Source organism: Pseudoalteromonas sp. S408 (genome assembly GCF_005886645.1).
Lineage (GTDB): Bacteria > Pseudomonadota > Gammaproteobacteria > Enterobacterales > Alteromonadaceae > Pseudoalteromonas.
The window spans coordinates 131,369-151,977 of sequence record NZ_PNDY01000017.1; the positions used below are offsets into that span (position 1 = coordinate 131,369).

At 39.6% G+C, this 20,609-nt stretch carries 20 protein-coding genes and 2 tRNA genes; 13 read left to right on the top strand and 9 right to left on the bottom strand.

From position 1 onward, the window contains the following. Positions 1-49 precede the first annotated feature (49 nt). From CWB62_RS14040 to CWB62_RS14050, 3 genes are all read left to right on the top strand, one after another. A complete protein-coding gene (locus CWB62_RS14040; protein ID WP_138528029.1) occupies positions 50-1,777 on the top strand; it encodes an autotransporter assembly complex protein TamA in 1,728 nt (575 codons plus the stop codon). Beyond that, positions 1,777-5,466: an autotransporter assembly complex protein TamB gene (gene tamB / locus CWB62_RS14045; protein ID WP_138528031.1), complete on the top strand. Its 3,690-nt coding sequence runs from the start codon at positions 1,777-1,779 to the stop codon at positions 5,464-5,466. The genes CWB62_RS14040 and tamB overlap by 1 nt, the downstream gene beginning before the upstream one ends. Before the next feature lie 69 nt (positions 5,467-5,535). After that, a complete protein-coding gene (locus tag CWB62_RS14050; protein ID WP_138528033.1) occupies positions 5,536-6,420 on the top strand; it encodes a peptidylprolyl isomerase in 885 nt (294 codons plus the stop codon). 59 nt (positions 6,421-6,479) lie between these two features. On the opposite strand, the gene queF is transcribed toward CWB62_RS14050, so the two are convergent. Further along, positions 6,480-7,325 carry an NADPH-dependent 7-cyano-7-deazaguanine reductase QueF gene (gene queF, locus CWB62_RS14055; RefSeq protein WP_138528035.1) on the bottom strand — a complete coding sequence of 282 codons (846 nt, stop codon included), beginning with the start codon at positions 7,323-7,325 and terminating at the stop codon, positions 6,480-6,482. Between the two features lie 59 nt (positions 7,326-7,384). Here queF and syd point away from each other — a divergent pair, with 59 nt between their 5' ends. Continuing rightward, complete coding sequence (gene syd / locus CWB62_RS14060; protein WP_138528037.1) at positions 7,385-7,924, top strand: SecY-interacting protein; 540 nt, start codon at positions 7,385-7,387, stop codon at positions 7,922-7,924. A gap of 64 nt (positions 7,925-7,988) precedes the next feature. Here syd and CWB62_RS14065 read toward each other — a convergent pair whose 3' ends face one another. From CWB62_RS14065 to CWB62_RS14075, 3 genes are all read right to left on the bottom strand, one after another. Then, positions 7,989-8,762: a Zn-ribbon-containing protein gene (locus CWB62_RS14065; RefSeq protein ID WP_058405654.1), complete on the bottom strand. Its 774-nt coding sequence runs from the start codon at positions 8,760-8,762 to the stop codon at positions 7,989-7,991. A 13-nt stretch (positions 8,763-8,775) separates the two neighbouring features. Beyond that, the gene (locus CWB62_RS14070) at positions 8,776-9,042 is read right to left on the bottom strand and encodes a hypothetical protein (protein WP_058552830.1); all 267 of its coding nucleotides are present in this window, start codon (positions 9,040-9,042) and stop codon (positions 8,776-8,778) included. A gap of 288 nt (positions 9,043-9,330) precedes the next feature. Next, positions 9,331-9,567 carry a DUF2789 domain-containing protein gene (locus tag CWB62_RS14075; protein ID WP_058405652.1) on the bottom strand — a complete coding sequence of 79 codons (237 nt, stop codon included), beginning with the start codon at positions 9,565-9,567 and terminating at the stop codon, positions 9,331-9,333. A gap of 337 nt (positions 9,568-9,904) precedes the next feature. On the opposite strand from CWB62_RS14075, the gene CWB62_RS14080 reads away from it, so the two are divergent. Continuing rightward, positions 9,905-10,549: a GNAT family N-acetyltransferase gene (locus tag CWB62_RS14080; protein WP_138528039.1), complete on the top strand. Its 645-nt coding sequence runs from the start codon at positions 9,905-9,907 to the stop codon at positions 10,547-10,549. A gap of 742 nt (positions 10,550-11,291) precedes the next feature. Here CWB62_RS14080 and CWB62_RS14085 read toward each other — a convergent pair. Next, on the bottom strand, positions 11,292-11,591 hold the full coding sequence (locus tag CWB62_RS14085) for a DUF3301 domain-containing protein (RefSeq protein WP_010557125.1): 300 nt from the start codon (positions 11,589-11,591) through the stop codon (positions 11,292-11,294). Continuing rightward, complete coding sequence (locus CWB62_RS14090) at positions 11,592-12,620, bottom strand: DUF3549 family protein (protein WP_138528041.1); 1,029 nt, start codon at positions 12,618-12,620, stop codon at positions 11,592-11,594. Positions 12,621-12,725: 105 nt separating this feature from the next. Between CWB62_RS14090 and CWB62_RS14095 the strand changes: the two genes are divergently transcribed. The 3 genes from CWB62_RS14095 to CWB62_RS14105 are packed head-to-tail and all read left to right on the top strand — an operon-like array spanning position 12,726 to position 14,252. Next, positions 12,726-13,046: a YqcC family protein gene (locus tag CWB62_RS14095; protein WP_058405649.1), complete on the top strand. Its 321-nt coding sequence runs from the start codon at positions 12,726-12,728 to the stop codon at positions 13,044-13,046. Then, the gene (truC, locus tag CWB62_RS14100) at positions 13,039-13,803 is read left to right on the top strand and encodes a tRNA pseudouridine(65) synthase TruC (protein ID WP_138528043.1); all 765 of its coding nucleotides are present in this window, start codon (positions 13,039-13,041) and stop codon (positions 13,801-13,803) included. Before CWB62_RS14095 ends, truC begins: the two co-directional genes overlap by 8 nt. Continuing rightward, positions 13,803-14,252 (top strand): flavodoxin, encoded by a 450-nt coding sequence (locus CWB62_RS14105; RefSeq protein ID WP_138528046.1) that lies wholly within the window; start codon positions 13,803-13,805, stop codon positions 14,250-14,252. The genes truC and CWB62_RS14105 overlap by 1 nt, the downstream gene beginning before the upstream one ends. A 51-nt stretch (positions 14,253-14,303) precedes the next feature. On the opposite strand, the gene CWB62_RS14110 is transcribed toward CWB62_RS14105, so the two are convergent. Together CWB62_RS14110 and gloB are read right to left on the bottom strand one after the other, a co-directional pair. Then, complete coding sequence (locus tag CWB62_RS14110) at positions 14,304-15,887, bottom strand: lytic transglycosylase (RefSeq protein WP_138528048.1); 1,584 nt, start codon at positions 15,885-15,887, stop codon at positions 14,304-14,306. A gap of 141 nt (positions 15,888-16,028) precedes the next feature. After that, the gene (gloB, locus tag CWB62_RS14115; RefSeq protein WP_138528050.1) at positions 16,029-16,802 is read right to left on the bottom strand and encodes a hydroxyacylglutathione hydrolase; all 774 of its coding nucleotides are present in this window, start codon (positions 16,800-16,802) and stop codon (positions 16,029-16,031) included. A 53-nt stretch (positions 16,803-16,855) separates the two neighbouring features. Here gloB and CWB62_RS14120 point away from each other — a divergent pair, with 53 nt between their 5' ends. Further along, positions 16,856-17,632: a class I SAM-dependent methyltransferase gene (locus CWB62_RS14120; protein WP_138528052.1), complete on the top strand. Its 777-nt coding sequence runs from the start codon at positions 16,856-16,858 to the stop codon at positions 17,630-17,632. 11 nt (positions 17,633-17,643) lie between these two features. Here the strand turns inward: CWB62_RS14120 and rnhA are convergent, their stop codons facing one another. Further along, positions 17,644-18,108: a ribonuclease HI gene (gene rnhA, locus CWB62_RS14125; protein WP_058405644.1), complete on the bottom strand. Its 465-nt coding sequence runs from the start codon at positions 18,106-18,108 to the stop codon at positions 17,644-17,646. A 68-nt stretch (positions 18,109-18,176) separates the two neighbouring features. Here rnhA and dnaQ point away from each other — a divergent pair, with 68 nt between their 5' ends. The 4 genes from dnaQ to CWB62_RS14145 all read left to right on the top strand — a co-directional run bounded on the left by dnaQ (position 18,177) and on the right by CWB62_RS14145 (position 20,548). Beyond that, positions 18,177-18,890, top strand: a complete 714-nt coding sequence (gene dnaQ, locus CWB62_RS14130; protein WP_058552822.1) for a DNA polymerase III subunit epsilon — start codon at positions 18,177-18,179, stop codon at positions 18,888-18,890. 9 nt (positions 18,891-18,899) lie between these two features. Further along, positions 18,900-20,270 (top strand): TIGR03503 family protein, encoded by a 1,371-nt coding sequence (locus CWB62_RS14135; protein WP_138528054.1) that lies wholly within the window; start codon positions 18,900-18,902, stop codon positions 20,268-20,270. 97 nt (positions 20,271-20,367) lie between these two features. Beyond that, positions 20,368-20,444 (top strand) — tRNA-Asp (locus CWB62_RS14140). A gap of 27 nt (positions 20,445-20,471) precedes the next feature. Then, positions 20,472-20,548, top strand: a tRNA-Asp gene (locus CWB62_RS14145). The last annotated feature ends 61 nt before the right edge of the window (positions 20,549-20,609 follow it).

Here is a 20,609-nt window from a genome sequence, read left to right on the forward strand (position 1 = left end):
GCGCCACATTAGCTCGTTTTAAGTAGTTTATAAGAGTAAGGATATTTACTTGTTTATTAAGTTTTTACGTTGCATATGCATTGCCACTATTTTTATGGCTGCAAATTCCTATGCGGCAGAAAGAGTCATCGAAGACTACAAAATTAAAGGCATAAATGGCGATTTAGAAAAAAACGTAGCTCTTTACTTAAAGCAGCTTAAAGGTGAAAAACCAACAAGAACCCTTCAACGTTATGCCAAAAAGCAGGTACAAAACAGCATAAAAGCCTTAGGTTACTATAGCCCAACTATTGAGGTTGAATTTAACAAAGACGACAGCGAACTTGTTGTTAAAATTGAGCGCGGTCCTGCTACACGTATAGACGCCATTAATATTACTTTAAATGGTGAAGGGAAGAGCGATACACAATTACAAACCCTCATAAAAAATACCAATTTAAAACAGGGTGAAGTGCTAAATCATGGTAAATATGAATCAGCGTATAAAAAAATAGAATCCATGCTTTTGGAGCGTGGTTATTTTGATGCTAAATGGCCTGCTCGAAAATTAGAAGTTTCAATTAAAAAAAATAGTGCCGTTGTTACGTTCGTGATTAATACCGGTGTGCGTTATCAATATGGGAGTATTGAAATTACCAGTGATACGCCAGCTGAAAAATATATCCGTTCTTTAGCGCCATTTACCCAAGGACAACCATATAAGTCAACTTACATAGCTGATTATAACCTTAAGCTATCAAGCACACCTTATTTTGCTAGTGTGCGTGTTTATGCAGATATTACAGCGCGTAAAATCGCCCAAGTTCCTATCAAAGTTGAGGTTATTCCTAAACCTGCAAACAGCTTTGAAATAGGGGGTGGTTTTAGTACCGACTTAGGCCCAAGAGTCCGCTTCAAGTGGAGTAAGCCTTGGATCACAGAAGATGGCCATTACCTTGATACAAATATGAATATCGCCGAAAAGCAACAAGATCTCTCAATGGCATACACTGTTCCTGTAGACGATCCTAATGATGATTTATGGCGTTTTTCAGTTGGTTATAAATTGGAAGACGAGCTTGCTGATGATACTTACAGCGAGATATTAACCGCGCAACTACAAAGGCAGTGGCTTACAGAGGATAAATGGGTAAGAACAGCGTTTTTACGTAGAGACCAAGAGACGTTTCGTCTTGGTGATGATCCAAAAGAGTCGACTGAAATGTTAATGCCTGGTATTAGTTATGCCCGCAAAAATTTAAAAGGTGGGACTACCCCTTATTGGGGGGAGCAATGGCTTATTTCAGCAGAGTTTGGCCTAGATGATGCGCTTTCCAGTACGAATTTATTGAGAGTCCAATTACAGCATGCGTGGCTTCGTACATACCTCAATAAGCATTTAGTTTTCCTTAAGGCAAACGTTGGCGCAATGCTCGTTGATGACATAAATAATGTACCGTATTCGCTTAGGTTTTATGCTGGGGGTGACCAAAGTGTTCGTGGTTTTGCTTATCAGTCAATTTCACCAGAAAACGAGGACGGTGAGCTAATAGGGGGTAAGTATTTGCTAGCGGGTACAATGGAGTACAACTACCAGTTTGCTCAAAATTGGCGTGCAGCATTATTTGTTGATGGTGGTACCGCTACTAACGATTTTTCAGATGAGTTTGAAGTGGGGGCTGGTTTTGGTTTTCGATATTTAACGCCTGTAGGCCCTATACGAATAGACCACGCATGGGGCTTAACCAAAGAGAGTAAAAGTACACGTTTAAGTATTACCATAGGGCCAGAAATTTAATGCCAATATTAAAAAAAATAACAGCCATAGTAAGTGCAATTTTAGTCTCGCTAATTATTAGTGTGTTTTGTTTATTATTTACGGCACCCGGTAATCAATTTATTGCTTACATCGCAAATAAAGCTGTTGATGGATTACACATAGAAATTAAAGATGGCCGCTTTATTTATAATGATGCGTTTAATGTTCATTTTAAAAACAACGGTTTAGATTTTAAGGCTCAACAATTAAAAATCGATTTATTTTGGTGGCAGTGTGATGGTATCTGCATTGATAACTTAAGCGCTAAATCTATAAAATTAAGCTTGCCAAAAACAGCCCAAATACAAGATGAAACGCCTTCTGAGCCCCTTGAAAAAATTAGCTTACCCTTCAATGTTTCATTAAAAAATATAGCGGTGAAAGAGTTTACATTAAACCACCCTAGTGCAGATGTGAGCGTTAATAACTTTAAATTATCAGCTAAGATTAAGGACTCAAAGCTCACTGTAAAAAGCTTAAATATCCCCAGTATACTTGTTGCTTTAAAAGAGCAAGCACAACCCACCAAGGCACAAACTGCTCAAAGCAACAAAGCTGCACTTGGGCAATTACCAGCACTTCCTGATATTGAATTTACATCACCTATTGATTTGGCCATTGAAGCCTTTGATATCGCAAAAGTAACAATTGAGCAGGGCGATGCGCAGCATAATATCGAAAATATTTCGCTGCTATTAAGTGTAGAAGACACCGTTATTAATGTGCAGTCGCTTTCAGCCAAATACGAGCAGTGGCAGCTTAATACCCAATTAGATGCCGAGCTTGCGGGTAACTTGCCTTTAAAAGGTCAATTGACTTTAAACAGTGATGAACACCAAGCAAATTTAGAGTTAAACGGTGATTTAGCTAACTTGAATTTGAATTTAGAAACGAGTGGCCAATACCCTCTCACGTTAACTGCGAACGCTAATTTAAAGCAACAAAATTACCCGTTTAAGTTGAACAGCAAAATTAATCAATGGGTTATTGATGCGCAAAGCAACCAGCTAAAAGTAAATAATGTTAGCTTAAATGCCAAAGGCAATGCCGATGATTACCAACTTAACTTAATAGCGACTAGCCAGTTAGGGGCATACCCGGCTGTTGACCTCAATACACAGTTAATAGGTGGCTTAACGCAAGCCGTGCTTAAAACATTAAGTATTAAAGCCAATGAAAGTAGCGCGATTATAAAAGCTAAGGTTGATTGGCAACAGGGCATTAAAGCGAGTTTTAACGGCTCGCTTTCAAACCTAAAAGCGCAGTATTTGACAGATGCTGCAACTAGCGATGTTTCAGGGCAATTTAAAGGTTCATTCAATGCGGAAGAAGGCTCGTGGCAACTACAAATGGATGATACTAAGCTAAGCGGATTACTAAACCAAGTCCCCCTTGAGTTTGCGTCAAACTTTCAGCTAAACAATACACTAGAGGCAAATATCGACAGCCTTTATTTAAGTAGTGGCACGAATAAGTTGGTACTTAGCGGCCAAGTTGACGATACATGGAAAGTCGACGGTAAAATAACGCTTAAAAGTAACGCAGAAGCTAATATGCCATTTATTGCAAACGGCAACGCCGATTTAAAAGTAAGAGGGCAGAGGTTAACGCCTTCAGTCGATTTAGCGCTAATACTCGATAGTTTTATTTTTGATGACATTAATATTAATCAACTCAATGTAAAAGGCCAATTAGATACCGCTGCCGATTGGCAAACAGATGTATCAGTAAATGTCGGTTCAGCGTTAGTGGGTCATCAGCAAATAAATAACATAAAAATAGATGCAATTGGCGACAAAGCAGATCATCAACTAACCGCTTCGGTTGATGCCGAGCAGGGCACTGTTGAGCTTGAAGTAAATGGTAAAATTAATAACGCTACCTGGAATGGTGAGGTAAGTAATGTAACACTAAGCGACAAAAAGCTTAGTTTTAGTAATACCAAAAATATTGCCGTTATGTTTAACAGTCAAACGAGTGATTTTGATGTGAGTGCTCATTGTTGGGCGTCTGATCGAAGTAAATTATGTATAGATACACTGGCTCAAACAAAAGAAATTGGGCAGTTAAATGCTAAATTAAGTAACTTAGCGCTTGAAGAATTAAAACACTTTTTACCCGATAATATTCGCACACGTGGTGATGTAAAAGGTAATGTGGCGCTCAATTGGAATGCTGGCGCTCTTAAAACATTACGCGCAAATTTAAACGCAAGTGACTTATCCACTGTTTTAACCTCAGAAGAAGATCGCTTTAGACTACCAATAGACTCATTAAGCCTAAGCGCTTATTCAGATTCTCAAAAGGGGCAGCTTGAAGCTAATTTAGAATCAAGCGTATTAGGCAAAATTAATACACACGTTAATATTGACGACATACAAAATACGCAGGCGCTTAATGGCACTATTAATATTGATAAAATATTACTTTCAGACTTACAACCCTTTATTGAAACTCTCGAGCAATTAAAAGGTGATATTAGCGGTAAGGTTGCACTTGCGGGTACGTTAAAAGACCCATTATTAAATGGTGAGCTTAACATAAACGATATAAACCTTGAGGGTGAACAGCTTCCTATTGCGCTACAAAAATCAAATATAAACATATTATTTGATAAAACGACCGCCACAATAGAGGGCAATTTAAACGATAATCAAGGTGGCAATGTAAAGCTAAACGGTGATGTTGATTGGCAAGGTGAGCAACCTGAAGTAAATGTAAATGTGCAAGGCGAGCAGTTTTTTGTACGCGCGCAGCAAGGCGTTACCTTTAAAATATCCCCAGATTTAAAAATAGGGTTAGCCAATAATGCACTTAAATTAGCGGGTGAGGTAGTTGTACCTTATGGTCGTATTACGATTGAAGAGCTTCCAGAAGGTGCTGTGCAGGTTAGTGACGATGAGATTATTGTTGATCAAAAAACTGAAACCAACGAAAAGGTACCATTTGATTACGACATAGACTTAAACGTCATTGTAAAAAATGACGTTAAAGTAGAGTCGTTCGGATTAGAGTCTAAAGTGGCTGGTGATTTAGCGATTAAAATGAGCCAAGGCGTTCCAATTATTGCAACAGGTGAGCTCAATTTAATAAATGGCACTTATTTAGCATTTGGGCAAAATTTAATTATAAGAACAGGCCAGGTGGGCTTTAGTGGCTCCATCGAACACCCTTATTTGAATATTAAAGCAATCAGAAACCCAGCTAATACAGCAAATGGCGTTATAGCTGGTGTTACGCTTACGGGGAATGTTAAACAACCCACTCTTAAACTGTTTTCTGAGCCTGCAATGGATCAGGCCCATACCTTAGCATATTTACTCAATGGGCAACCGTTAGGAGAGGGAGAGGGAGCATCAAGCAACGCTATGCTTGCACAGCTATTACTTTCTCAAGGGGTCAGTAGAAGCGAAGGGGTTGTCTCGAAGGTAGGTGAAACCTTTGGTTTATCAGATGTCAGTTTAAGTTCGTCAGGAAGTGGTGACAGCACCAAGGTAGAAATTTCAGGCTATGTTGCGCCAACCTTACAAGTTAAATACAGCGTTGGGGTATTTGAGTCACTCAGTGAAGTGGCTATTCGTTACCAATTGTTGTCGCAACTCTATATAGAGGTAACCAGTGGTTTATACCAAAATGTTGATGTTCTCTATAAGTTTGACTGGGATTAAACAAAAAACGCTTTAGGTAAGTTAGATAGCTTATGGCTACTTTTAAATAATAAAAATAATAGGTTGAATATGAAAACACGTTTTTCAATTTATGTTATGGCACTTTTGCTGAGCGGGTGCGCTACGACAGCTAACAATAAATCCGTTATAAATATACAAACACCACTTAGTGCCAATGATGTAATAAAAAATGCAACTGCAGATGAGTGGCAAGTAGTTGACTCTCAAAATATTTTAAAAATAACCTTACCTACTGGTTCGGCTTATATCGCATTAAATCCACAACTAGCCCCAAAACACACGCAACATATTAAAACGTTGGCGCAAGAAGGGTTTTATAAAAACACCCGTGTCTATCGTTTTGTAGAAGGGTTTGTAGCACAAGGTGGCGACAGCTCGGGTAAAAAAGAAATAAAAACAGCGAATAAAACCGTACCTGCAGAGTTTTATTTACCAACATCGCAGCCACTAAAAGTTACCAAGTTAAAAGGCGATGGATACGCGCCTGTAACGGGTTTTTTAAATGGCTTTGCTGTCGCGCAAAACCAAACACAGACTCAAACATGGCAAGTGCATTGCAATGGTGTATTTGCAATGGCACGCGGTAAAGATATAAACAGTGCAAGTACTGAGTTTTTTGTCACTATTGGTCAAGCACCGCGTTACCTCGATAAAAACATTACCGTGTTTGGAAGAGTACTTGAGGGCATGGAGCATTTTAATCGTTTGCAGCGTTTACCTACTGAGGGGCTGGCGTTTAATCCAATAACGAATATTGAAGTGTTGGCTGATATTAAAACCGACGCAACCACATTTAAAGTAATGAAGACAGACTCAGCATCGTTTAAGCAGCTCATAAATGCGCGTAAAAACCGAACAGAACCCTGGTTTGTCCAATCGTATAATTACGTTGATGTATGTGGTATGCCTATCCCAACAAAGCGCGTTATTTAAACTTTAAAAAAGGAGCTGAGGCTCCTTTTTTAAGATTTATGTTTGAGTGTTTAACGTATTTACTGACGATTAATCTTAACGTTAAACGGCGTGTCATTATAATGAGTAGAACGGTATGGGTTTATGTCTAATCCGCCTCGGCGTGTATAACGCGCATACACTTCAAGCTCTTTAATGTTGAGTTGCGTGGTTAAGTCACTATAAATGCGCTCTACGCACTGCTCATGAAACTCATTATGCGTTCTAAATGAAATTAAGTAGCGTAAAAGTGATTCTCGACACATTTTTTCACCAGTATATCTAATAATAATGCTGGCCCAATCTGGTTGAGACGTTATTAAGCAATTAGATTTTAGCAAGTGGCTATTGAGCGTTTCTGTTACTATTTCATCACTTTGTGCTTTAAGTGAATAGGCATCAATATCGTAGTTATCAATTTCAATATCTAACTCATCAATACAGTCGCCAGGAAGCGCAGTGCAAGGTAAGCAGTTAAAATCGTCGGCTTTGTACAATGTCACTTGCACGGGGCTTTTTACAGCGGCTGACAAGTCGTCAATTAAATGCTGCTTAACAATGTTGATGCTTTCAAATCGGGTTTGATTAAAGCTATTTAAATAAAGCTTAAAAGACTTAGACTCAATAATATGGCTGCTTTGGCACTCAAAAGTAAATAAAGCAACGGCTACCTGCGGTTTGCCCTTGGCATTTAACCAAGAAAGCTCGTAACCGGTCCAAATATCCTGGCCTTTAAAGGGTAATTGGGCTTCATCAATATTTAAAGCATCACGATTTAGCTTGCGCGCAATCGGGAAAAGCAAGCTGGGTGTGTACACATCTACGTATTCAGTAGACTGCCCTAATACACTGCCTTTAAGATCTGGAGAGTTGCTGTAATCTGTCATGTTTGCTCTTAAATAGTTACAATGTGCGCATTATATCTAATTTAAATGAGTTTCACAGTATGTCTGTAGCGATGCAGTTAGAACAACTTCACAAACAATTTAGCGAAAATACCCTTAAAAATACCGCAAAGTACCCACTCATCATGCACGATACGCAATGGCCGAGCCCGTGTGAAGTTGGTGAGGTTGATGAGCAAGGGTATATTCAATGGAAGGGGATACGCCAACAACCAGCCGGTTCATTGAACAATTTAGCTAATGCACTTGAGCTTGAGTTTCCAACAGCGTTAAGCGAGCTTTATGGACACATGTATGGCGGTAGTGTGTTAGCTACAATTGACGGCCATCAAATTGAACTACTACAAGCATGGAATAGTGACGATTTTGATATGCTTCAACAAAATATAACTGGCCATGTATTAATGAAGCGAAAGCTAAAACAGCCAGAAACTGTGTTCATTGGTTTAACAGATAAAGAAGATTTATTGGTGAGTGTGTTAATTCATACAGGGGAAGTATGTTTAGAACAGGTAGGAAAAAAAACGCATCATGTGCTTGCACCTACTATAGAGTCGTTTTTAAAAGCGCTTGAAATTTAAATTATAATTAATGAATCAGCTTAGCGTTATCACTAAGCTGATTTTAAAAAGTCATTGGTAATGGCTATTGAAAATCCCAAGACACATTCGAAACTAAACCGCACGGTTCACATCTAAAATCGAATAGCCCAAACCATGGCTCATCTAGTTTCCAATCGCTATTACAGCTAGGGCATTTACGCTCAAGTTCAGAGGCTTTATCTACACCGCCAACACGGTATAAATAGTAATAAACGGGCTTTTTAGTTAAAAAGCTAATGCGTTTGGTTATATCTTTTCCACGGCGGTATAAATCACTTTGTGTACTAGATATCTCCTCAAGAGCAGGAAATTCACAGCGTGTTGCGCCATTAATTTGTATTTGATCGCATGCTTGCCAATCTTCTTGCCACTTAATAAGCGTTTTATAATCGCCATTGGCAATAGCTGGGATGCGAAATAATGGCACAGGTAAAAAGTCGTCGCCACAATATAGAGGGCTGCATGTATGCACATAAGTAGTGTATAAAATATAACTTGATGGCTCAGTGCAGCAATCGGCTCCATTAGAGTGAATATCTTGGCCAATAACTTTTACTTTAGGTGCTAATAACCCCGCATTATGCAGTTTTTCAATGCTATGTTTAACAAAAGGGCTATTATTTAGTGGGTGCATGGCGTCTTCGGTTGGACACATAACACGGGTTATAAAAAAGCCGTCTTTTAAAACTGTGGGAAATTCTTCTCCCATTATTTGCCCGTTAAACCGCAAAGCGTTCACTAATCGATTAATAGCGTATTCGGCTTGCTCTAGGGTAGTGTCTTGGTAACAATCAAATGTTAAATCAACAACAAACATTTATAGTCTCAAATTATTTTCGTTCTAGCAGTGCAAGTAATTGATCAAGTTTTTGCTCAATTCTGTCTAGTTGGCTTGCTTTTAGCTCAGCATTTTCTGGTTGCTGCGCGGTTTTAACAAAGTTATTTATAGAATCCGGGTTATTTTTGTATTGGCTCACAGCTGCAATAATCATTGGCATAGGAACAGGTTGGGCTAAGCGACTTTTAGTTAATGCGACTGTGGGTGTTTTGCCTTCATCTAAAAGGACTTGAATTGCATCAAATACAACTGAATTCATTATATTTATAACTCTTAAATTAAATAAAACGCAGCATGCATATGCTGCGCGGGTGCTATGGTAGCAATAAAACGGGTAGGCTACATTAAATAACCTGATACTTAGGGTAAAAACCTACGTCTAATAGCTAGTTACAACGCTAATTACCTTGAGTAAGTTTGAAATAAGTAAAATATTGACCTGTAAATTAGCCTTGTACTCGCAAAAGTCATGATGAAAGTGCAAGATTAAAAATCATCATGGGTTAATATTTTTAAAGGCCCATAAACAGCTATCTAGTTAAATTTTTTATTTACCTTGGCGAAGGCGAACATCTAGCTCATCAATCACTTCACTCCAAGCGCCATCCTCAGCAAGCGATTCAGCTAAAAAGTGTTGTTGGGCTTCATCCCAAAATGCTGCATCTTGAAGTAGTGTTGTGTCTTGTAACTCATTAGAGGCAATAAATTCATCTATTTGATTTTCTGAATTTGGTAAACCAAGTTGTGCAAATAATGTATGAATATCGTGTTTAGTAGTATCCATGGTACGACTCCTTTAAATAAACAAAATTACCTTGAAGACTAACACTACAATGCGCTAGCTAAACTCAAGCTGAATTGTCGGTTAAATACTTTAGGTATATAGTAATTTAAGTTCTGAATAATAAATTGCCACCCCTTTTGTTAAGAGGTTGATTAAGGATAGTAAAAATAACAAGTACCGTGACCTTATTTATCCCCTATAGTGGGTAAACGACGCAATATAGGATTTTTAGTATTTATATATTAGGTTAAATATACTCGTAAATGCAGTTATTCGCGTATAGCTTTAGTAATTAAGCTCTGATTATATTTACGGCTAAAACAATAAAGGACATACAATGAGTATAACCGCACAGGCAGAAACGTTCAGCGTACAATACATCGAAGCAGAAGATATAAGCACTGCCGCAAGTTTAATTTATCAGGCGTACCATGATGACCCTGTATTACAAACAATGCTTAGCTATGATCAAGAAAATAAATCAGCTTACGAAAAAAAGTTACGCGCGTTAATACGTGAAGAGCTCAGTAGTTTTTGGCAAGAGAAGCAACCGTTAATTGGACTTTATAGAAGTGGCAAATTAAAAGCAGTGGCCTGTATGTTCGATTCTACAAGTCAACTTCAAGCCCAGCGTTATTGGCATTGGCGTTTAAAATTAATGCTAAGTGCGGGTTATTTGCAAACTAATCAGTTAATAGAAAAAGAACAAACGATTAGAGATACACTCAAAGAAAAAGGCCGTTATTACTTTTTAGCTTTTATTGCAGTCGATCCGCATTTTCATGGGCAAGGGTTTGGCCGGTATTTGCTAAGAGGACTTAATGAGCTGGTGAAGTTAAATAGTGAGTCTTCTGGTTTAGCTGTATTTGTAACTCGCAATGAGCATACAGCGTTATTTAAATCTGAGGGATTTATTACTTTCAAACAGCTTACGTTTAACCAAGTTGCTGGTGAGTTATTATTCAAAGATGCATTAGGATAAAAATGTAACCCATGTTGTGTAAGTTAATACGCCCAAACGGACATGAGTCCGTGCGATATATCTTACATTGACGTGAGAGTAATCAGTTAAAGGTGACTATTCAGTCGCCTTTTTTAATTTAACATATTGTTTTTTATTGGTTTATAGATTTGTTCTTTTTTATGACAAATAATTATTTTATCTCACATACTACTTCATCCTCCCGTTTGCTCTAAACTTTACCTTGTCAAGAAGACATAGCTTAACGAATAAGCTACTGCCACGGATAAGGAATAGGCAAAACAGCAGATGCTAGCAGGATGCAAAAAGGACAAGTTAACAAGGACAGCAAGGATGAACAGGAAGTGCAAGATGCACTAAGTGGCAGGAGCTACTTTAGGGATATAAAGGATAAAGTTGCAGGACGCAGCCGCGTATTAGATTGTACGTGAAAGCCGGGAAAGCGAAGGGACGCCGCAGGATGCACAAAGTGGCAGGGCGCTACTTTAAAGGATTAACATGGATGATGCTATAGATTTAGCCGAGCGTTAGATTACGTGGGTTTGCCAAGGTGGCGATGGATATTGCATGATGCAATGTGAGGGTAAACAGGGTTGTTTACTCGTTCAGGGGATGAAAAAATGGATTATAGATAGTGGATATCTAGCAGGAAGCAGTCCAATTGGGGCGTAACTTTAGTTACGCCTTAGTTTTTTGTGCTACACAATTGTAATAATTTTATACATTGAATGCATAAGACCACTCAGATTTTGTGTGGTGGAACGACAACACTTTTTAAAAACTCATTTTCCATAATAAGCATTCCCTGATACGCATTTTCACCGTCACTTGAAAACTCAAATGAAAACTCACTTTTTATTCCTGGTTTACCACTTTTTAGAAAACCAAAACGACGCTTTGTGCAAGCAACACTCATAAGTTGCACATTTAATTGCTCACATTGACGTTTAGCATGAACATTAGCCGCTTCGGCAACTTTTCTATTTAGCCAAAACAAATAAATAACACTACCAATTAATATAAACGTCCATAAACTTGCCATTTAAGAGAATAACCTTCCAATTGCACGAGCGAGGGCTTCGCTTCGATCTTCTTTTCGTAATAAACCTAATAGGTGAGGTCGAATGGTCGGTATTGCAACTAAATCCGCAAAAATACTTGGAAAAAGCGCCTCTATTTTTTGATGTTGTGCACAGTTATCCATAAATATATGCAATCGTTCAGGGTCGTCTAACTGTTTAAAACAACGACCAGCAATAGTTAAAAGTACGTCTGAGTCACTTTTAAGCGATGAGTTTAATGTCGCATCAACAAGTTGCGCGCATAGACCTTGAGCCTGACCTTTAGAGATTGAGCGAAGAACAGCGGTTAAAGCTGCGGTATCATTTTTCTCAATCGCCGTTTGACCGTGCACCAGCAAAAGCTCGCTCAACGTTGGCGGTATTTCTACATGTTCAAGCATTGCGCTAAGTGGTTGCAATACTTCAAGGGGTAAATGCGTCCACGCTTTTTTCAAGTTACTTAAGTTTTGATCGTTATCAAGACGCAGAGCAAAATCAGCAATGCCTTGCAGTGCAACAGTTTGCCAATTATCAAAGCCCAACTTTGCGCTAAAGTATAGCTGCGCGTATTCGTAGTATTGAGAAGCGGGTTGTTTTAGTAACACTTTAACTTGCGCGTTAAATGCAGCCAGTTTATTTGCGTTAGGTGTAAATACATAAGGGTTATTATCAAGCTTCCCCTCTGCTTTTTCACCCGTAATTTCAGTGCCAATTGCTTGAATAACCATATCGGCAAAGTGATCACGACTTGCACTGACTAATTTACTCTGCTCATCAAGCGGAAATTTTAAAAACCACACATAAGGTTCTTTACTCGCTTTGGCATCCCAAAATTGAATTGCAAGCCAAGCATGACCAGCAAGCGGGTAAGGGTAAGGTACTTGAGCTTGTTCAATAGCTAAAAATTGTTGTTTATCGAGTTTAGTAATGTGCCTGCCAATATCAAAAGCCCGCCATTGCGTGCCAGCACCATCTAAAAGTTGGCCTAAGGTTGCTATTTGATCACTCATTGTATTCCCGATTGTTTTTTTACTGCAAATTGGGCCGATTATACTCCATAGCGAGCTGTGTGGGAACAGGGTATAATTGCCGTATAAATTAAAAAGAGGGTGGTTATGTACCAACAAACCCAAGCTTTTTTAGTGCAATTAAAGGCACTATTACAAAAGCATCAACTTTGGCAATCTGAGCCAATTTCAGCAGAAGCACTAAATTCTAGTGTTCCTTTTTGTCACGATTCGATGGCGTTTGAACAGTGGTTGCAGTTTGTTTTTATTGAAAAAATGCAGCATTTAATCACTCATAATCAACCACTACCGCGGAACTTTGCTATTGCCCCCATGGCTCAAATGACCTTGATTAATAAATCAGGGAGTGATGAAATTATAGAAGTGCTGACACAGTTAGATACACTATTAGGGGAACCGCATGAGTGAGCGCCTAGCGCCAACTGAATACGGCGAACTCGACATTTTGTACCAAGACGAAAGCTTTGTTGCCATTAATAAACCGTCAGGGCTATTGGTGCATCGTTCCTTTTTAGATAAACATGAAACTCAATTTGCTATGCAAATGTTGCGCGATCAGTTAGGTCAGCACGTTTTTCCTGTTCACAGGCTTGATAGGCCCACGTCAGGAGTTTTAATTTTTGCACTTAGCTCAGAATCTGCTCGCGATATAAATCAGCTTTTTATTGAGGGCACTATTTCTAAACGATATTTAGCTTTGGTTCGGGGATTTGCCCCTGAGTCGGTTTTTTTAGATAAGCCTTTAAAAGAAGAGCTTGATAAAATTGCCGATAAATTTGTAGATCAAAACAAAGCGCCACAGGAGGCGCAAACCCAGTTTAATTGTTTGTATCAAGCTGCATTGCCCATTCCTATAGGCAAATACCCAACGGTGCGGTATTCATTAGTCGAGTGTTTTCCTAAAACAGGGCGCAAGCATCAGATTCGTCGGCATTTAAAGCATTTATCGTTACCTATAATTGGTGATGTTAATCATGGCGACAATCAACACAACCAATTTTTTAGGGATCACTTTGAATTACGACGCTTAATGCTGTTTGCAACTGAGCTGAGTTTTGTGCACCCTTACACTAACAAACCAATAACGATTAAAGCGCCACTAGGTCATGATATGCTGCAAATTTGTGAGCAACTTGGTTGGCCGAACGAAGAGAAGGATTATTAATGGCACATATTAGTATTTTTGTAGGCACTGTAAATGGTGGTGCTGAACGTTTAAGCGGTGATATAGCAGCCTGTATTGAACAAGCAGGTCATAGCGCCACGCTCATCACAGAGGCTTCACTTGACGATATTAAAAACGCATCAAACATATTAATTGTTACCTCAACCACAGGGCAGGGTGACGTGCCAAGTAACCTAGCTGGCTTATATTATGCGCTTAATAGTAGTTTCCCTATGCTTACAGACAAGCCTTTTGGTGTTGTTGCTATGGGCGACAGAAGCTATGGTGACACTTTTTGCGGTGCAGGTCGAAGCTTTGACGAATTGTTACGTGATTTACAAGCAAAACCCGTCGGTAACCGTTTAGAAATTGACGCGTGTGAAGATTTTGAGCCTTGGCCAGTTGCAGAGCCTTGGTTAAAAGCATGGCTTGAAAAGCTACCAGGTTAATTTTATTGGTATATAAAAAGGAGCGCATGCGCTCCTTTTTGTTTGCTGTCGTTAACTACTTCTTACATCCACTTTAAGCTTTAATTTTTGCCCCGGTTGTAAGTACTTTTGACCAGCTAAATTATTCCATTTAATAATCTCGCTTACCGTTAAATTAAACTTAGACGCAATACGCGCAAGTGAATCGCCTCTTCGCACTTTGTACGTAATCGTGCGATTAGTGCTTTTAGTTACGCTGGCCGTTGTATTTTGAGATTTATACACTGTGAGCTTTTGATTTAAGCGCAGCACTGCATTTTTTTTAAGCTTATTCCACTTTGCCAATTCATCCATTGTGACATCGTATTCGCGGCTAATATCCCATAAGGTATCGCCACTTTTTACGGTGTGAGAAAGCTTAGTGCGTGATGTTTTATTAGCAGCCATACGCATTTGCTTTGGTAGGTGCTCGCTATTTATTGCACCGTCGGTTAACGGCACTAATAGCTCTTGTCCAATGCGTATTGTATTCGAATCAAGCTTGTTCAGAGATCGAATCGCGCTGGTGCTAGTGGTAAACTTTTTAGCAATCACAGACAAGCTATCGCCGCTTTTTACCACGTATCGTTGCCAACGAAGCCTATTTTTAATATCAGTATTGGCAAGTTTTTCAGAAAACTGCTGTGCTTTATCAATGGGTAAAAGCAAAGAGTGCGGGCCATTTGGATCAGTAGCCCAACGATTAAACCCCGGGTTTAATCTGTAAAGCTCGGTTAATGTCATGTCTGCCATTTCGGCAGCAAGAGCCAGGTCTATTTGTGAGCCTACATCAACAACGTCTACCACTTGGGCGTTGATAATAGGTTTCCAGGTTACATTAAATTCATCCGAGCGTTTTAATAAGTCAGCAAGTGCCAGTAGCTTTGGTACATAAGCTGTGGTTTCTCTTGGTAAATCTAATGACCAAAAATCGGTAGGCAAATGCTTTTTACGATTTTTTTTAATTGCGCGCATCAAGCGCCCTTCACCGGAGTTATAAGCGGCTATGGCATTGAGCCAATCACCTTCAAGTGTTTTGTGAAGGTAAGACAAATAATCTAATGCTGCACGGGTTGATTGCACAATATCTCGGCGACCGTCGTACCACCAGTTTTGTTTTAAATCAAAACGTTCACCTGTTTGTGGCATAAATTGCCAAATACCGGAGGCCGTTCTATGAGAATAGCCAAAGGGATCAAATGCGCTTTCTACAATAGGAAGGAGCGCAATTTCGATTGGCATCTCGCGTTTTTCTACTTCTTCAACAATAAAATGAAGGTACGGCTCTGCACGCTTTGAAATACGGTCTAAATAACGTTGATGCTTTGCGTAATAGTTACGTTCGGCCACAACTGGGCGGTTTTGAGGAACATTAATCGACAATTGGTAACGAATTCGCTCCCATACATCGTCAAACACAGGCGCTTCTAGTTCATCGCTATCTAGTTGTTGATATTGCGCGTTTACCATTAATGCATTGTTAATATCATTTGGGCTCGCACCTTCAAGCTGCTCACTGGCTTGATTTGCTTCTTGGGAGTTTGAGTCTAAGGTGGTCAATGTTTGACAACCACTTAGCGCAAGCGCCAAGGTTATTATAAGAGGAGATTTATTCATAAATACCAATACATCGGGTAAAAAACTCGGCAAATGTTACCTTTTATAAACTAACATTACCACTTTATGACAATTACAGCACTTAGTCGGAAGTGTTCATATATTTCAAATTAATGATTTTAAATATTAAACGCATATGCGCTAAAAATTATCTTTGAACTTTCTAAGAGCTGCAAAGTTACGCCAAGGTTCATTGTTTTTTGTAACCAAGATAAATTCTTCAGGTACTTCTTCTGTAATAGTTGGAATGTCGCTACGCATAAACGGATTTATTTTAAGCTCTTTTCCGATTGTGGTTGGTAAGGAAATCTTATCTTCCTTCCTTAGCTCATCTACTAACTCACTGTGCGCAATTAACGCAGGGTTGCGTGGCTCAACGGCTTTGGCAAAGGCTAAATTTGCTTGTGTGTATTCGTGAGTGCAAAATATTTTACACGCTGCAGGCAGTGCTTTTAACTTGTTAAGAGAATGCCACATTTGTTCACTGGTTCCTTCGAATAAACGGCCACAGCCACCACTGAATAAGGTATCACCAGTAAATGCTATGTCGTTATTCACAAAACAAATATGATCCAGTGTGTGCCCTGGGGTGGTTAACACTTTGAAGCTAATACCTAAAACTTCAATATAATCGTCATCAACCAATGGGTGCGTTATGCCTTTAAATGGACTGTTTTTAGGTCCGTATACGTTAATTGTCGGGTTTTGCTTTATTAGTTGCGCAACTCCATCGGTATGATCGTAATGGTGGTGGGTAATTAAAATGCCACCCAATGTTAAATTTTGTGCTGCAAGATACGCTAGCACGGGCTCAGCCTGCCCGGGGTCAACGACCCATGCTTGAGAGCTATTTTCAGTGGTTAAACACCAAATATAATTATCTGAAAAGGCTTTAATTGCTTTGACTTGCACCATGTTAAATTGCTCTATAAAGTGACACTTAACGCATAGTATAACGAGCTCATAAAATGAAACCAGCCCTTAGTTTTCAAGAAGGACCCAAACCACTGTCGTGGCAGCAGTTCCCTCACGGGGATTATTTGCAAGCTGATATTGAACGTAAAATGCAATTTTGGCTACCACGCATGTTTGGTTACCATATGCTTAAGTTAGGTAATTTAAGCGGTGAGTTAAATACAAGTTTAAGTACCATTAAGCACCAAGTGTGTGTCGCAGAGCCGGGACCTTACACTGGGGTAGTGGCAGATATAGACGAATTGCCTTTTTATGAGCATAGCGTTGATGCGTGTATTTTAAGCCATTGCTTAGAGTACCATTCAGATCCACACCACATTTTACGAGAAGCTCATCGAACACTTATACCTGGCGGCTACGTTTTAATTACAGGGTTTAATCCGCTTAGTTTGTGTGGGCTAGCGCAAATGTTGCCGTTTAGCGGGCAAAAATTACCTTGGACAGGACGGTTTTTTACCCCTGCAAGAGTAAAAGATTGGCTAAATTTATTGGGGTTTGAAATTGTAAGTGACGAGCGATTTATTTACTCATCACTAGCGAGGGGGAACAGATTATCACGGTTTGAATTTTGGCGATCATTTGCCAAGCAATATTTAAAACCAATGGGCAGTGTTTATATGCTGGTGGCTCGAAAGCGCGTTGCCCCACTTACACCAATAAAGCCTAAGTGGCATGCTCGACCACAGTTTGTGCCTGTGAAAGGGGCGGGGCTTAGGCAAACCTCCAAGCAGCATTATAAAACGTGCGACCAAAAAAGTGACAACCGCTAGCAACAAATAAATTAAGGTTGGTAGCCTACATCTTCGAGTAAATCTTTGCTGCCAGCTGCATCGCGAGCTAAATCGTCAACTATTTCGTTGTACTTATGGCCGCTATGACCTTTAACCCACTTCCAATTTACTGTGTGTTGGCTGCAAGCTGCATCTAGGCGTTTCCACAAGTCTACATTTTTAACTGGCTTTTTAGCTGACGTTAACCAGCCACGTTTTTTCCAATTTGAAATCCATGACTCAATACCTTGTTTTACGTATTGACTATCGGTTGTTAGGTTTATAACACAAGCACGGTTAAGTGATTCAAGTGCCACTATAGCCGCGAGCATTTCCATGCGATTGTTTGTGGTGAGCTTGTAGCCTTGGCTTAATTTTTTTTCATGGGCGTCATAAATCATAAAAATACCATAACCACCGGGGCCTGGATTACCTAAACATGAGCCATCGGTGTAAATCTCTACGGTTTTTTGCACTGTTTTACCTTGATCTTATGTACAATAAAGTGATTATAGAAAGATACCAGAGTCAGGCTTAATTCGATATGGCACGTAGACAAATAGTTTTAGATACAGAAACCACCGGCATCGACCCTAAACAAGGGCACCGGATTATAGAAATTGGTTGTGTGGAGTTAGTAAATCGTCGTTTAACAGGTAATAACTTTCATGTTTATATTAATCCGCAACGTAGCATAGAAGAGGAAGCGATTGACGTTCACGGTATTACTAACGAATTTTTACGCGACAAACCGCTTTATCGCGATATTGCACAAGAGTTTTTTGACTATATAAAAGGCGCTGAGCTTGTTATTCATAATGCCCCGTTCGATGTGGGCCACATGGATAATGAATTTGCATTGCTTAATCAAGGCTTTCCTAATACCCATGATTACTGTCAAGTTCTCGACACGCTTAAAATGGCGCGTGATTTGCATCCTGGTCAAAAGAATAACCTAGATGCGTTATGCCGACGTTACGACATAGACAACGCCAAACGGACCTTACACGGCGCGTTACTAGATTCTGAGATTTTAGCTGATGTTTATCTTGCCATGACAGGCGGTCAAACAAAGTTAAACTTAAATCAAAATAAAGATGATGGTAGCGAGCAACAGCAAGGTGGTATAAGACGTTTAACCAGCGAAAGATCGCCATTAGTTGTATTACGCGCCACAGATGAAGAGCAAAGCGCACACGAAGCCAGATTGGATCTTGTAAACAAAGAAGGCGGCCAATGCCTATGGCGCGCTGAATAAGGCCTTATAATGAGAATAATGTATTTTGTAATCGTGTTATGTGCACTAAGCTTGTTACCAAGTAATGCTTACAGCGCAGAGCAAGTTGAAGTATTAAAACGGGATGGCCTGCAAAATGAAATCCCCTTACTCGACAATCGCTTTCGAATTGACAGCCAAATAGACGAAATCACATTACTCTTTTTCAGAAAACCAGGAACACCTGCCGTTATCTTAGTTAGGCCTGATGGCAGTAAGTATTTTGCCACCAACGCAGTTAGAGATACGAATATTGAATGGTTTGACGAGCTTAGCTATGACCTTGTCACTATAAAAAAACCAATGCCAGGTCCGTGGCAAGTTATAGGAAGTATTTCACCAGATAGCAGAATTGTTGTACTGGGCGAAATATCGCTTAAGGCAGAGCCCTTACCCCCCATGCTTTTTAGAGGCGAGACTATAAAAGTAACCGGCCAAATATTAAATGATGGTGAACCCATTAACGCAAATCTATTTAGAGACGTTGTGAGTCTTAATGTTGACTTTGTAAGTACGAATAACGATAGCTTTGCAAACTTTGGCGCAGGTGTTCAAGAGGTCGCCGAATTTAAAGACGACGGGCGTGGATTTGATGAACGCCCAAAAGACGGTGTATTTACCGGTGAGTTCAAACTTGTGTTTCCTGAAGGTGAGTGGATACCAGAACTTTACATTTCAACTCCCTTACTGCAACGCAGGGTAGTTCAAAACACCATCATTGTGCATGAACCACCGTTTGGTTTCGATATTGCGCTTGCTGATGAAAATATTGATGAACATAAATTAACGATCGCAATAGACAATAAAATAGTTAAACCTGAGACCGTTATTTTTCAGGGTAAGATTTACTACCCAAACAACGAAGAGCAAATGTTTACAATTAACGCTACGCAAAGTGAAACCAGAGAATTGGTAATTAAAAACTATGATTGGGGTCGATACAGTGTAGAACTGTCTGTTTTTGGTACTAACAATAACGGCCGTGAATTTATGGCCACTTTACCAACCTATAAATTTGAAATAGCCCGACCAATAGAAGCAGTGCCAGAAGTAGATCCTGCAACAGTTGTTGCAGCCGAACAAGCTACACCAATTGAGCCTGAAGAAGAAAAAATGGCCACATCCACTATTGTAAGCTTAATAATTGGCTGTAATATTTTAATATTATTACTTGGCTGGTTAGCTATTCGAATATTTGTACAAAAAAAACCGATTAAAATTAAACTATCGTTACCTTTTTTAAATAAAAAGAAACACGCGAATCAAGATGCAGACGGCACAGAAAAAAATCAAGTTGACAAAAACGGTTCAAAAAATGACAAATCAGGTGAAATTTTAAACCTTTCGATGTCAGATGACTAAAAAACCTGTAAAAAAACAAAAAAGCCCTTGACGAAGTAGGGGCTGGTTCGTATTATTCACGCCGCTGTCAGGGAGACCTAAACAGCAACGAAAATGCGGAGTGGTAGTTCAGTTGGTTAGAATACCGGCCTGTCACGCCGGGGGTCGCGGGTTCGAGTCCCGTCCACTCCGCCAATTTTCGACAATTTGTAAGTAAAAGCTGGAGTGGTAGTTCAGTTGGTTAGAATACCGGCCTGTCACGCCGGGGGTCGCGGGTTCGAGTCCCGTCCACTCCGCCAACACTTACACAACATATGGTTGTAAAACATATTCTTATTATGGAGTGGTAGTTCAGTTGGT